This is a genomic window from Streptomyces hokutonensis (assembly GCF_042751305.1).
GTDB lineage: Bacteria > Actinomycetota > Actinomycetes > Streptomycetales > Streptomycetaceae > Streptomyces > Streptomyces hokutonensis_A.
In genome coordinates, this window is sequence record NZ_JBHYWD010000051.1 from 1 (window position 1) to 12,602 (window position 12,602).

Here is a 12,602-nt window from a genome sequence, read left to right on the forward strand (position 1 = left end):
CCCACCCCACCACAACCACACAACCACACACACGCCCTCCCCTCTTATGAGTCCCCCCACAGTCCTACCCCCCCCAACCCCCCCACACCGCCGTTCAGGGCGGCCTGGCCCACGAGTTCGTGGTCGCGCTCACCAAGCCGCTGACCAGGGCGGAGAAGGAGGCGGACGTACTGCTGCGCGTCCTACTCGTGCGGACGGACCACCGAAGATCGGCCACTGACGGATGGCCTTCGCTGCAGACATCCGGCCGCGCCCAACCTGCGTATCCGACTTTGAACTCTGGGTTTGAGATCTTGTGACGCACCCGGTCAGCGGCTCCGGGTGCGCCGGTGGGTCATGAGGGTGATCGCCGCCAGGGTGAGCATCGTCCGGTCAGGGGCACAGGCCACTGTCGGAGTTGTAGTAGATGTCGATCGAACCGCTCCAGGTCATGCACAGGCCGGGCTTGGGCAGGTCCTTGTACACCGGGCCGGCGAAGGTCGTGTAGGAGCCGGCGTCCCTCGCCGAGGTGCTGCTGGTCGGCCAGGTGTCCAGGGTGACCTCCATGAACACGCGGGCACCGGGCTTGTTGCGCACCGTGACGGCGCACCACTTCTTGTCCGCGGAACTGTAGGCCACGTAGGTGGTGGCGGCCACAGTGGTCTGCGAGGACTTGATCGGTGTCGAGGTGAAGACCTCGTACCCCGTGCCGCATGCCCCGTTGTAGGCGCCCGCAGTGGCGGCCGAGGCCGGCGTGGTCGCGGCGAGCGTGCCGCCCAGGGCCAGGACGGCAAGGGCGCCGGCGGTGGCTGCCTTGTGGCGGATCGGCTTCATGGTGTTCCCCCTGTTGGTGTCATGGCGGGACGGCCGGTCCTTGCCGTCCACGCAGAGTGAGACCGAGCAGGCCCACCGAGAGTTGTGGGCATTCTTGTCGCGGTCCTGTCACCGGCGTCACAGGGGCCGTTACGACCACCCGAACCCAGGTCGCTAAGGCATGCGGACCAACACTGCAACCAGACCGCGACAAGCCACTACGGCTGTGGCTGCCACTCGCCCACGACCGTCCGCAGACCGGGCACTCCACATGCTCTCCGCGCTGGTTTGCACCGTGGGGCAGAGATAGGAGACCTGGGCCTATTCCAAGCACATGCTCGAGATGTGGGCAGGGTGTCGCTGCATTCCAAGCATATCCTTGGAATCCCCCAACCCGGCGCCGGACAACGGCCCGAATCCCGGTGCGGGCGCGGGCCAGCGCCGTCGGCTGCTGGAGGACCCTCGCAGCATCCGCGCACTCGCTCATCCGATCCGGCTCGAACTGCAGTCGATCATCGGCCGGGCAGGCCGGATCACCGCCGCGGACGCCGCGCGTGAGCTGGGCATCAGCCACGCGCTGGCCTCGCACCACCTTCGCCAGCTCGCGAAGTACGGCTTCGTGCACCAGGTCGACGGCGCGGACAACCGTGAGCGCCCATGGCAACTCGTGCACACCTCGCACGACTTCGACGACGTCGAGGACCAGCCCGGCGGGTCCGAGGCAGTGGCCGTGTTCGAACAGGTCGCGGCCGAGCGCGCGTTGGAGGACCTCGGCCGCTGGCACGAGCGGCGCGCCTCCTGGCCGCCCGGCTGGCGCAGGCACTCCGGCATCGCCACCAGCACCGTCTACCTGACCGAGGACGAGTTCACCGAGCTGATGGAGGCGTTCGGCGGGCTTCTGGCCCGCTACATCGAGCAGCGTCCGATCGATGACCTCGCGTCGCGCCCGCCCGGATCGAGGGCCGTCAGGATGGCGCTCATCGTGACGCCGCAGGACCCGACAACGGCGGAAGGCTGACATGCGGGCCGTTGTTGTGGCCCTGCGCCAATGCCACCTGCGATTACTTCTGTCGGCCGGACTCGTCTCGCTCACCGGCGACTGGATACTCCGGGTCGGCCTCGCCTATTACGTCTACGAACTCACCGGGAACACGCTCGCGTCGGCTCTCATGCTGCTCGCGTCGTTCATCCCGCAGATCGTGCTCGGTTCACTCGCCGGCGTGTTCGTCGACCGGTGGGACCTGCGGCGCACCATGGTCACGGCCAACGTGCTGCTGGCCCTGGGCCTGCTGCCCCTGCTCGCGGTGCACCGGCCCGGCCAGATATGGATCGTCTACGCCGTCACCGCGTGGGAGGGCTGCGTGCAGCAGTTCTTCACCCCCGCGCAGCACAGTCTGCTGCCCCGCCTGGTCGGTGACGAGCACCTCGTCACCGCCAACGCGCTCAACAGCCAGAACGGCGACCTCTCCCGGCTGATCGGCTCCGCCCTCGGCGGCGCCGCAGCGGCAGCCGGTGGCATCATCCTCCTCGCGCTCCTGGACGCCGTCAGTTTCCTCCTCTCCGCCGCGCTGATCGCGGCGCTCCCCACCGCGCCGCAGGCGGAGCCACCGCCCTCCGTACACGCGCAACTCAAGGCCCGCCTGGGGCAGTTGCGCACCGAGTGGGCCGACGGGATGCGCCTGGCTCTCCATCAGCACGTACTGCGCGTCATCGTCGTCTTCCTGCTCGTCACGAGCGTCGGCGAGGGCATCATGAGCACGCTGTTCGCCCCCTTCGTCCGATCAGTGCTGCACGCGAGCGCCGGAACCTACGGTCTGATCGTCGCGGCCCAGGCGGTCGGCGGCATCGGCGGCGGACTGCTCGCCGCGTCGATCGGCAACCGTCTGTCCGCAGCCCGGGCGCTGGGCTGGGCCGCCATCACGTTCGGGCTGATCGACTTCGCCCTGTTCCTCTACCCGCTGCGACTCGCCGCCGCCTGGCCCGCCGTCGTGCTGATGATCCTGGCCGGCTTCCCCGGCGCGCTGATGGTCACCTCCGTGATGACCCTGCTGCAACGCCACACCACCGACAGCCACCGAGGCCGCGTCCTCGGCGCACTCGGCGCCGCCGAAGGCATCGCGATCGTCACAGGCACCTGCGCGGCCGGATTCCTCGGCCAGTGCCTCGGTATCGTCCCCGTACTCGCCGCCCAGGGCCCGGCTACCTCCTCGCCGGACTACTCGTGCTCGTACCGCTACGCCATGACAGTGCAGGACACGCCGCCCCCGAGGCCCGCCCGCACGAGTCGACGGTCGGACACTGAGCTGCGCCAGGCAAACGCAACACCGCCCGCCGACCGTAGAGGGGAGTCCCGTCTCCGGCCCGGTTACTCCTGCCGGCGATCGGGCTCATCGAAGTCCGGGCTTGAGAAGTCCGGACTGGTGAAGTCCGGGCGGTCGCAGCCGCGGTGCGGCATGCGACCGGTCGGCGCCGGGGCTGCCGGACTGTGCAGCGCTGTCGCACCTGCATGCGCGAGCGCCGCCTGGAAGACCGGCGCTCCTGGAGGAACGGCAGGATGCCGCGTTCCAGAAGAGCCTGGTGCCAGGCTTCTCTGGCCCGGGCCGCCTCAGCGTCCGACGTACCGTAGGGGCCGGCGTCGGGCAAGGGCTCGTTGCGCAGGGCGGCGGGAGGAGGCGGCCCAGCTCGTACTCGATGCATGCCGCCTTGGTGTTGCGCGTCAGCGGTGGTCGACATAGGCGACGAGTCCGCCGACGGTCAGACCTACTGCACATCCGCTGCGGAAGTATTCGTGGCGCATGTCCGGGGTGTACTGCGCGTCGGTCATCCCGTACGGTGCGCGGACGCCCAGTGTCACGCCGCACAGGCACACGACGTATCCGTGACGCAGGGCGGCGGCCTCCCACTCGGGGTCGTGTGGGACCCAGGTCCGGGAGTAGATGTCCCCGTCGGGCGTCCGCAGTTCCAGCCTGGAGTAGGCGTGTCCGAAGTTCTGCCACGGTCCTGGCTGGTCATCGGGTATCTCGTGCAGCTCCCATCCGGGGACCGAGCGCAGGTCGGCGTAGCCGGGCGGCCTTCGTTTCATGCCGAAATAAACCTCGTCGGGGTCGCGTCGCGGTGGTTCACGCATGCGCAACTCGTCGAATATGGTGGGCCGCTTGTTGTCGAGGCAGACGCCGTCATCGTCGGATCTTGGCGGGTCGGGCAGGCGCACGTCGGAGAATTCGGGCGGTAGGCGCTGCATGCCGAACAGGATGGCGCCTTCGATCTGCGGTTCCTTGGGTACCTCGTCGATTGAGGCTGCTTGCGGCACGGCGTACTGGATTCCGTAGCCGTTCACCCTCAGGCTGCGCCTGAACTCGAAGAGGGCAGCGGGCATGTGACGTGTCTGCGCGTGGTCGAGGGGGACTGTGCCTTCCGCGGTCTCCAGACCCATGAGGATGCCCCCGAGCAGCAGCGCGGGGTCGTCGCAGAACAGGATCTCCCCGAGGTCGTCGACCTCTTCGTACTGACCGTACTGACGCCTGCTCATCTCCTTCGGCCCTCCGGTTGGTTGCCGTTCCGCGTCCGCGAGGCGGACGGCTGAATATTGAACCATCCTATTGAAGGATCGTTGAACAATCCATGCATTGCTGCACCCCGCGGTCTCGAGCTTGTCCTTCTGGCCTTGCGCGGACGGCTTGTCGTAGGCGACGGCGGAGGCATGCGGGGTCCCGTCGGCGTCGGTCCGGGTGAGCCCGTGGTTCTGCATGGTGATCGGTATGAGGCCATCATCGCCAGGGGCACCGACAGCCGCCCGACACTGCTCCGGTCGCGGTATCGAGCCGAGGACGGGCACCGTCATGTGCCGACGTACGTGTCACGCTGCCGGTCCGTACGTGTCACGCTGCCGGTATGAGTACCACGCGCCGACAACTCGGCTCGGTGGTGTGCGATCGCCCGGGTGAACGAACGTCGACGGTGCCTTCGGCGTCTCCGTAGCGGCCGGCGGAATCCGGCCGTGTGTGAAGTGCCGATCCGTACGAGGAGACGTCGATGCCCCATGCTCTACGCCGCTGCCGTGGCCGCGCCGCGCTGTCGGCCGTCTGTCTGGCCGTTGTGGCCGCCGGGGCGGCCGGCTGCTCCGGGCCGGACATCCGCAGTGGCGGGCCCCCGCTGAAGCTGTGCGGAGTCACGTTCTGGAGCGGCGCCGAGAGGATCGGCACGGTGTCTTTGAGCAGATCCACCCGGGGCATGCCCGCCGCTCCGGCCGCCTCCCGCCTTCCCGCCCGCACGGCCGGGCGCGACGGGGGTCCGGCGCCCCGTGTGGTCTCCGTCTCCGCCGACTGCTCCCACGGCCGTACGGTTCTCGTCCGGCCCGTTTCCTCCGTGCGGGTGCGCACGGTCGCCCGGGACGCCGCCGGGCGCGTTGTCGCGTTCTCCCTCGTGCCGGCGAAGGCTGGTACGTCGGTCGAGGTCCACGTCTACGCCTACGACGGCACGCGCCCGACCGGGCAGGTCGCCACCGTCGTGTCCTGACCGACCGGGACCGCGTCGCGGCCGTCGAACGTGGGGGCGGCTCTGCGTTCGGCACCGACCCGCCGGGACCGTGCCGCCCTGCGAGGGGTGGTCGCCTTCCGATCCGGCTGGATCGCCGGGTGTGGTCGGGGCGCGCCCTCTGTTGCGCATTCTTCTGAACACACCGGATTCCGCAGAGTGCCGTTGTCGCTGGTCAGTTTCTGTGGTCGGGGTTTCCCGTTGAACTGACATCCCCTCTACGCCACCCACGCCCGCCCAAGACACCAGGAGGAAGGGGAGGTGGGGCGGGAGCGCGGGCGGCGGGCGAGGGGATCGGGGCGCCGGGTTGGTGTTCCGCAGGGCTCGCGCAGCGCGGCCCGGCTGTCGCGTCACCTGCCCCGGTGACCTCCGGCGACGTCGCCGGGATCGGAGCAGGGGGAATGTCCCGTGAATCTGAGGCTGTGCCTGCCTCCGCTCGCCTACGACCGCGACGGACAGGTCGCCGGTGCTTTGCCGGCCGTCCCGTCCGGCTGGATCACCTCCCGCATCGCCGCCCCCACACTTCCAGGACCGGTTGAGATACGGCTTCTAACTCACGATCCACACCTGGGCCGCCGCCGGATGGGCGTCGTCGCACCCCCATTGCATGAGCTGGCTTCCGGCACTGCTGACCGTGTCGAGGCACAGATTGGTGCCCGCGTGCTTGAACTTCGCGCCGACCACCTGGTTGACGATCGCGGTGGTTTCGACCCACTGTTCCGACGCCAGCCCGTCGCAGATGTATTCGTCGACCGCCTCTCCCGGAACGCTGGTGCCGTTGTTGACTTCGGCGCAGTACCCGCTCTGCTGATTGACCAGGTAGTAGGTGTCCGTCGCACCGGTCGACACGAACGCCCAGTTCTGGGTGCTGGAGCCGTTGCAGTTGACCAGTTGAAGTCTGACGTTGAGTGCTCCGCCGGGCGCGTCGACGCATTGGTTGTAGGCCAGGTTCTTGATCGTGTGATAGCTGCTCGCCGCTGCAGCGGCCCTCACGCGGGCGGTGATGCCCGCCGCAGAGTCTGCGGCCGGTGCGGCGGCACTTGCCTCCGTCGCGAACGTAACCATGCCTGCGCAACTCAGGAATGCCGCTGCCAGGACAGTGATTCTGTTTCGGATCTTCATCGTCGTGACCCCTATGTCTTGTCGACCGGAAACCCGCTGTCGCCTTGTTCGTGGACAGCGTGTTCCGCCGAAAGCGAGCTGTCGCCCTCCGTTCCGTTCAGCGGACCGTCCGTCGCTTCTTGTAACTCCTGACAAAGGGCTTGATCTGGTCAGCGGTCGGTGTCGTGCGCGAGGCCGCCTCGGGACGCGGTCGGTCGCGTAGTCGCCGGCTGAGCTGCGAAGGGACGTGGGAGACCGTCGCCCGCCGGAGCGGCCCTGGTCGCCCGCCACCCGGAGACCGCGACGGCGCTGGAAGTGCTACTCGCCGTCGGCTGACCCGGCGCAGGTGCTCACCAGAGCGCGGATCACCGGTGCGGGCAACGCCGGGTTGGCGGCCGCGTGGTGGACCAGCTCCTCGTCGTCGAGGAGGTCCGCCAGCCGGGACGACGGAAGGTTCGGGTGGCGTGCGAACGCGGCCCGGACGGCGGGGTCGGGGTCCCGGGTGAGCCGTTCCACGGCGGCCTGGGGGACCTTGGGGTCGCGGGCGGCCAGCGCCCGGACGGCGGGATCCTCGTCGTCGGCGTGGACGGCCAGTCCGTCAATGGGGAAGTGCGGGCGGGTGAGGAGGCGGTCGCGCTGATGGCCGGTGTACTCGAGGAAGCTGCGCAGGAGCAGGGCCGCCGGGGCATCCGGGTGGTTCTGGGCCAGCAGGACGCGCACGCCCAGGTCGTCGTCGACGGCCAGCCGGGCCACCAGGTCGGCCGGCAGGGTGTGCACCCGCGCAGCGTTTCTGCGCAGCATCGGATGACCGGACAGCGCGTCCCGGCGGACGGCCTCGGGGTCCGGGGGCGTCAACGGCTCGGGACAGAACAGGAAGAGCCCGTCCAAGGGGACTGCGTAGTCGATTCCGGCCCGCTCCTCCTCGCTCCACGCGGGATGCACGGAAACCGCCAGCCGCACGCCCGGGTCGGGATCCGTAGCGAGAGCTTGCCGCTCCGCAGGACTGAGGTCCGGGTGGCGAGTGATCGCCCTGCGCACGTCCGGCACGGGATCGGCGGCGAGGGTGCGGCGCTCGACGGGGCCGAGGTCGGTGCGGCCGGCGATCTCCGCACGGATCTCCGGGTCCGGGTCGGCGGCCAGGAGCCTCACCACGTCGGGCGGCAGGGTCGGGTTCCCGGCGATCATCGATCGGTCCTGCGGGCCGGCCGGCGCGGTGAGAACCGCGTCCACGACCGCCCTGCTGAGTGCCCGGTGCATCAGGATGTCGGTGCGGCCGTGACACGGTCTGTCGGGCAGGACACTCTCGACCCACACCGGGTCCTCCTCGCGCAGATGCCGCTGAGCCCTCGACCGGACCTCGTCGTCGGGGTCCGTCAGCAGCGCGGCCCGTGTCCCGGCGGGCAGCCACGTCCACATACCGACGCCCCAGGCGCGAACCTTCGGATCCGGGTGCGTGGGCATGGACCGGCGCACCCCGAGCGAGAACTGCCGGTAGAGGGCACCGCCGAGGTGTTCCTGCTCGTAGCTGTTGATCATGTGCACGACGGCGTCGTCGGGCAACGGCGGCCCGTCGTACTCCGGCCCCGGTCCCTCGGCGAGGTGGGCGCGGACGAACCAGTGCGGATCGTTCAGGAGCTGTGCCCGCTGGGCCGGATCGACATGGGGGTTGCGGGCGAAGAAGCTGCGGGTGCGATGGTCGGGATGCGCGATCACGGCGTCGACGACCGCCGACGGCAGGACCCGGTCCCGGCACAGCACCATCCGTACGGCGAGCGGGGCCTCGGCGAGCAGGTGCAGCAGGACCTCCAGCGGAGCGGCGGGATTCAGCGCCAGCCCGGCGAGCCGCCGGGTGGGCAGGTCGGCGTCCTGCCAGATCTCGTCAGGTGTCGGCACGCCTCGAACCCCCAAGGAAAAGGACCACGGAATGGGCCCCCTGCCACAGGACAGGGGGCCCATGACCCTAACTGCTCACTGCTGGCCCACCGGTGTCGGGCGCCGATCGTGACGATGCCGCGGACCATCGTTGCGGCACTGTTGTCGTGGACTACCTGTCCGCCGGACGTCTTCCAGATCTTGATACGGAAGGTGTCCGGGCCGTCCGTCGCCGATCCGGAAGCTGTAGCCGCTCCCGCCGTTCACCGTGCCGGAGCCCTGGAGGACGGCCCGGGAGCCGGAGACCACGTGCCGGTCGGTCTGGGCGGACCGAACTCCACGTGGGCCGAATCGAGGTTGAAGGCGACCGCCCCGGCCACCCGAAGCGAAACGCGGAGGCTGAAGGCCGGTAAGCCCAGGATGCCCCTCCTTGTGACGTAGCTCCAGGCGCAGTACCGAACGGGCAACGCCTGGACGGCCGTTGGGTGCGCGTCCCTCCCTCCCGCACCGCCGATCCGTGTTCAGTGGGGTCGGCGGATGGCTATGTGGCGACGGCGTGCGTCGACGAAGGGAGCGATGTCCGTGACGGTCTCAAGGGTCAGGTCTTCGATCGCCCCGCGGCCGGACATCAGGATCTTGTGTTGTTCGACGGCCGCCTGCCACTGCCATGTCTGCGGGCCGCGGTGGAGTTCGCCAAGTACCGGGCGGCCGTCGATCGTGACTTCAAGGCCGTGTGAGGGTGCGGTCGGGATGTCCGGCAGGGTGTCCGGGTGGAACAGCTGACCGGGAAGTTCGCGCCACGTGCTGACTCGGACGTGTTCCCGGTCTGTGTCCCAGGGGCCGTAGATGAGTGTCGCGGATTGCCAGGATCCGTTTACTTCATGGCATTCGCCGAGTGCGCAGGGAGTATGAGGCGGTGAGGACAACTGATAGAGAATCAGGCGTCCCTCGGAGAATGCCTGGACCATTTTCCCGTACAGGCCCTCTTCGAGGTCGCGTGCAGGGTCACTGGATTCAGAGCGATGCATGCGTGTGAGTCTGACTGCCGGGCGGGCAGGGCGGTAGCGTCAGCCGGTGACGAATAACAGGCCGCCTCGTCGCGTGTGTGTGAGGCTGCCCGTCTGCTTCAACGAGAGCGCGTGGGAGTCGACGGGGCCGGTGGAGTTGCACACCACCGGTCGCCAGGACGGCCCAGGAGAGGGCCTCGACCATGGCTGACCAGCGGCCGGAGTATCCGCTGCCGACATGGCTGTCGGTCCACGTGTAGCGGTCGGCCAGGGTTCCGCTGGACTCGTAGTCGTAGTCGTGGGCGTAGCCGTTGGGCCCGTCGATCTGCGCCCACCAGTCGTGGGCGACGGAGGCTGCGGGGGTCACTGTGAACCCGGTGTCATCAGGTACGGCTTCGCGGCGCCTTCCCCTCCTGGCCGGGCAAGACCGTCCCGGGCGTGAAGGAGCCCCTGCGCCGGCTGGTCGACAAGGAGAAGCAGAAGAAGAGCCGGGCCCGATTGATCAAGGCATGCGAGAAGGTGTGGGGGACTACAAGGGAACGGATCTTCAGTGCGACGAGTACCCGTACGCCTCCACCAAGGAGCACTCGGTCTGGTCGAGCGGGCCGGCCGACGGAGTTGAGACGATCAGGATGCTGTGCGAGCGCATTCTGGAGGAACGCATTGAGGCCGAGGCGACCGAGACCATCGGCCGCCCCGGGCGAGCACTCAAACGAGCGCACGACGAGGATCCGGCCCTCGGGGGAGGAACTCCAGCGCGCACGCGGACGCTGTGATCATTTCCCTGCCCCGTCGCTGCCGCAATCGTGCTACTGGCACCCTGAGGGGGCGGCTGAACTTCGGCGACTACGAGATGCCCTCGCTGCACCAGAAGGAGGAACTGGAGCCCGCGGGTCTCGCGGGTTACGGGCTGCGTGTGCGCGACTGACGGCCGGCGAGGGGCAGCGCAGGACGGTCGTGTGCCGGAGCGTCACGAGGACGGTGCGTCGCTCTCGGCGGGATACGGCTTGTCCAGCATGGCGCAGATCGTGGCGTCGACCAGGGCCTTGTTGGCTCTTGCCGCCTTGGGTTCCTGAATGCCGAAGTTGGTGGTCGTCAGCACAGCGGCACTTCGGCGCCCGTTCGTGTCGGTGTAGATCTCGCTCGAGTATCCGGGCTGGCCACCGGTGTGCCCCCAGACAGTGCCACAGGGAGTTTCCACTTTCATCAATCCCAGTCCGTAGCCTCCGCCTTCTTCTGGAGCAGGTACCGTCGTGAGCATCTCTTTCATCTGAGTCTCCGGCAAGATCTTGCCGGACATCAGGGCGGTCAGGAATCGCTGCCAGTCGGCCGCGGTGGAGACCAGGCCCCCGGCTGCCCCGGACCAGCTCACATCGATGGCGGCGGTTTCGACATTGCCATGCGGGCGCTCGGGCCCTACGAATCCCGACCCCTCGGGAATGTTCAGGTCGTCAGGAAGAATTGTACTGAGGCGCTGGGCGTCGGGCTCGTATCCGACCGCATGAGGCTTGCCAGGGCTGAATGCGGCATCCGTGGAAAGGAACGTGTCCTTCATCTCCAGCGGTTCGGTGATCTTCTTATCGATCAGATCGGCCAGGCTCTTCCCTGTTGCCTTCTCAAGTATGAGTTCGAGTGCCGCGTAATTGGCGTTGCTGTAGGAATACTTCTCTCCGGGCGGGAACTCGGGGTTCTGTCGTGGGGTGATCGCGAGAAGCTGCTCCGGTGACCAGGTGCGCTTCTCGTGACCTGTGAGCGTGGGCAGAAAATCAGGGGTCAGCAGGTAATCGCCCAGCCCGCTCGTGTGGTTGAGGAGCATCCTCACGGTGATGTTCGTGCCGTTGTGGATGAGCCCTGGCAGCCATGTCTCCACCGAGTCGTCCAACTGAATCTTGTGTTCGGCGACCGCTTGGAGAATGAGGGTGGCGGTGACCGTCTTGGTGTTCGAGGCGATTCTGAACTGGTCGGTTGCTTCGAGATGGTGGTCGGCCTTGGTCCAGGAAGCTTGACGGGCGATCGCAAGGGGCCTGCCCGAAGGGGATTCGACACGGACGATCACTCCGAGGGAGCCCGTGTCCGCTGCCTTCTGCGCGAGGCCAGCCAGTCGCCCGACGACCGACGTATTTTTCGCGACCGATGTTGTCGAGTCACTCGGACCCGCGTCCGAACATGAGACGAGAACGGCACTCATACTGACCGCCAAGACGATGGATTGGACTCCTTGCGCAGTTCGGAAGCGTGGCAAGGCACGTGACGACATGAGAGTTCCTCTCGCGATGCGGAAAATGGCCGCGTACGCTGAGCGCCTGCTGCTCCTCACCCGCACAGAGGGCAATGAACGTAGGACTCGCCGTACAGGAACTATTTAGTCAGCCAGGGTCGTCCGGAACATCGCTCGATGGCGTGACTCCGAGGGAGTCGAACTCATTCGAAGGAGTGAGTCCGATTCACGAAGGCATGAGACTCCGCCGCCTCACGTCATACCGATACTCAGAGAGCATTATTTCTGGCCAGCACGGCCGCCTGCGCACGACTTTGACAGCCGGTCTTCGCGAGTACATGACTGACGTGTGTTTTCACCGTGTGCAGGCTTACCGTCAACCGATGGGCGATCTCGGCGTTGCTCAGCCCGTCTCCGATCAGACAGAGCACGTCGCGTTCTCGCCCGGTGAGGAATTTCAGGCGGGCCTGTTCTCGGTCGCTCGGCCGACGACGGGTGCTCAGATGCCCTTGGACGATCCGACGGGTCACGGTCGGGCTCAGGACACTGTGCCCGGCCGCCGCCGCCCGTACCGCTCCGACGAGTTCTTCGTACGGACTGTTCTTCAGCAGGAATCCCGCAGCCCCGGCGGCAAGCGCGTCGTCGACGTACTCGTCGAGGTCGAATGTCGTCAGCATGAGCGCTTGACTCCGTCCTGCTCCGAGCAGCACTCGACGGCCGAGTTCGGACAGCACCCACAGTCCGTCGCCACGCGGCATGTGAATGTCCAGCAACAGCACGTCCGGCTTCAGCTGTCCGCACTCGTCCACGGCCTGCTCGCCATTGCTCACAGTGCCGACAACGGCGATGTCGGACTGACTCGCCAGTATCGCGCTCAAACCGGCGCGGATGATCGACTCGTCATCCGCCACCAGTACGCTGATCCGCTCAGACACCGGTAGTCCCCAGGGGTATGGCAGCCACGATGGAGTGACCCCCGAAATTCCGACACCTGGACGCTGGATGTTTCGTCATCCAGGGGAAGTGATCCATGGTGGCAAAGCGAAGGAATTTCCCGGACGAGTTCAAACGGGACGCGG

Annotated in this window: 11 protein-coding genes and 3 pseudogenes; 5 read left to right on the top strand and 9 right to left on the bottom strand. The window is 67.7% G+C overall.

Translation table 11 applies throughout. From position 1 onward, the window contains the following. Positions 1–372: 372 nt before the first annotated feature. Positions 373–813: a hypothetical protein gene (locus ACFXC1_RS50955; protein WP_381257267.1), complete on the bottom strand. Its 441-nt coding sequence runs from the start codon at positions 811–813 to the stop codon at positions 373–375. A 358-nt stretch (positions 814–1,171) separates the two neighbouring features. Here ACFXC1_RS50955 and ACFXC1_RS50960 point away from each other — a divergent pair, with 358 nt between their 5' ends. Continuing rightward, complete coding sequence (locus ACFXC1_RS50960; protein ID WP_381257269.1) at positions 1,172–1,810, top strand: helix-turn-helix domain-containing protein; 639 nt, start codon at positions 1,172–1,174, stop codon at positions 1,808–1,810. A gap of 1 nt (position 1,811) precedes the next feature. Then, a pseudogene (locus tag ACFXC1_RS50965) lies at positions 1,812–2,966 on the top strand (MFS transporter); the annotation flags it as partial. A gap of 191 nt (positions 2,967–3,157) precedes the next feature. On the opposite strand, the pseudogene ACFXC1_RS50970 reads toward ACFXC1_RS50965, so the two are convergent. Both ACFXC1_RS50970 and ACFXC1_RS50975 read right to left on the bottom strand, forming a co-directional pair. After that, positions 3,158–3,453, bottom strand: a pseudogene (locus tag ACFXC1_RS50970) (hypothetical protein); the annotation flags it as partial. Positions 3,454–3,508: 55 nt separating this feature from the next. Further along, on the bottom strand, positions 3,509–4,321 hold the full coding sequence (locus tag ACFXC1_RS50975; protein ID WP_381257272.1) for a hypothetical protein: 813 nt from the start codon (positions 4,319–4,321) through the stop codon (positions 3,509–3,511). 503 nt (positions 4,322–4,824) lie between these two features. Between ACFXC1_RS50975 and ACFXC1_RS50980 the strand changes: the two genes are divergently transcribed. Continuing rightward, positions 4,825–5,307: a hypothetical protein gene (locus ACFXC1_RS50980; RefSeq protein ID WP_381257274.1), complete on the top strand. Its 483-nt coding sequence runs from the start codon at positions 4,825–4,827 to the stop codon at positions 5,305–5,307. 567 nt (positions 5,308–5,874) lie between these two features. Here the strand turns inward: ACFXC1_RS50980 and ACFXC1_RS50985 are convergent. The 4 genes from ACFXC1_RS50985 to ACFXC1_RS51000 form a co-directional block, all read right to left on the bottom strand. After that, positions 5,875–6,447: an RICIN domain-containing protein gene (locus tag ACFXC1_RS50985; protein WP_381257277.1), complete on the bottom strand. Its 573-nt coding sequence runs from the start codon at positions 6,445–6,447 to the stop codon at positions 5,875–5,877. A gap of 297 nt (positions 6,448–6,744) precedes the next feature. Beyond that, complete coding sequence (locus ACFXC1_RS50990) at positions 6,745–8,319, bottom strand: hypothetical protein (RefSeq protein WP_381257280.1); 1,575 nt, start codon at positions 8,317–8,319, stop codon at positions 6,745–6,747. Between the two features lie 500 nt (positions 8,320–8,819). Continuing rightward, on the bottom strand, positions 8,820–9,326 hold the full coding sequence (locus ACFXC1_RS50995; RefSeq protein ID WP_381257283.1) for a hypothetical protein: 507 nt from the start codon (positions 9,324–9,326) through the stop codon (positions 8,820–8,822). Continuing rightward, the gene (locus tag ACFXC1_RS51000) at positions 9,313–9,672 is read right to left on the bottom strand and encodes a hypothetical protein (RefSeq protein WP_381257286.1); all 360 of its coding nucleotides are present in this window, start codon (positions 9,670–9,672) and stop codon (positions 9,313–9,315) included. The genes ACFXC1_RS50995 and ACFXC1_RS51000 overlap by 14 nt, the downstream gene beginning before the upstream one ends. Before the next feature lie 142 nt (positions 9,673–9,814). Here ACFXC1_RS51000 and ACFXC1_RS51005 point away from each other — a divergent pair, with 142 nt between their 5' ends. Together ACFXC1_RS51005 and ACFXC1_RS51010 are read left to right on the top strand one after the other, a co-directional pair. Next, complete coding sequence (locus ACFXC1_RS51005) at positions 9,815–10,081, top strand: hypothetical protein (RefSeq protein ID WP_381257288.1); 267 nt, start codon at positions 9,815–9,817, stop codon at positions 10,079–10,081. Positions 10,082–10,134: 53 nt separating this feature from the next. Continuing rightward, a pseudogene (locus ACFXC1_RS51010) lies at positions 10,135–10,233 on the top strand (NAD(P)H-dependent oxidoreductase); the annotation flags it as partial. Positions 10,234–10,275: 42 nt separating this feature from the next. Here the strand turns inward: ACFXC1_RS51010 and ACFXC1_RS51015 are convergent. Both ACFXC1_RS51015 and ACFXC1_RS51020 read right to left on the bottom strand, forming a co-directional pair. Beyond that, positions 10,276–11,511: a serine hydrolase domain-containing protein gene (locus tag ACFXC1_RS51015; protein WP_381257293.1), complete on the bottom strand. Its 1,236-nt coding sequence runs from the start codon at positions 11,509–11,511 to the stop codon at positions 10,276–10,278. A gap of 281 nt (positions 11,512–11,792) precedes the next feature. Further along, a complete protein-coding gene (locus ACFXC1_RS51020) occupies positions 11,793–12,458 on the bottom strand; it encodes a response regulator transcription factor (protein WP_381257290.1) in 666 nt (221 codons plus the stop codon). Between the last annotated feature and the right edge of the window lie 144 nt (positions 12,459–12,602).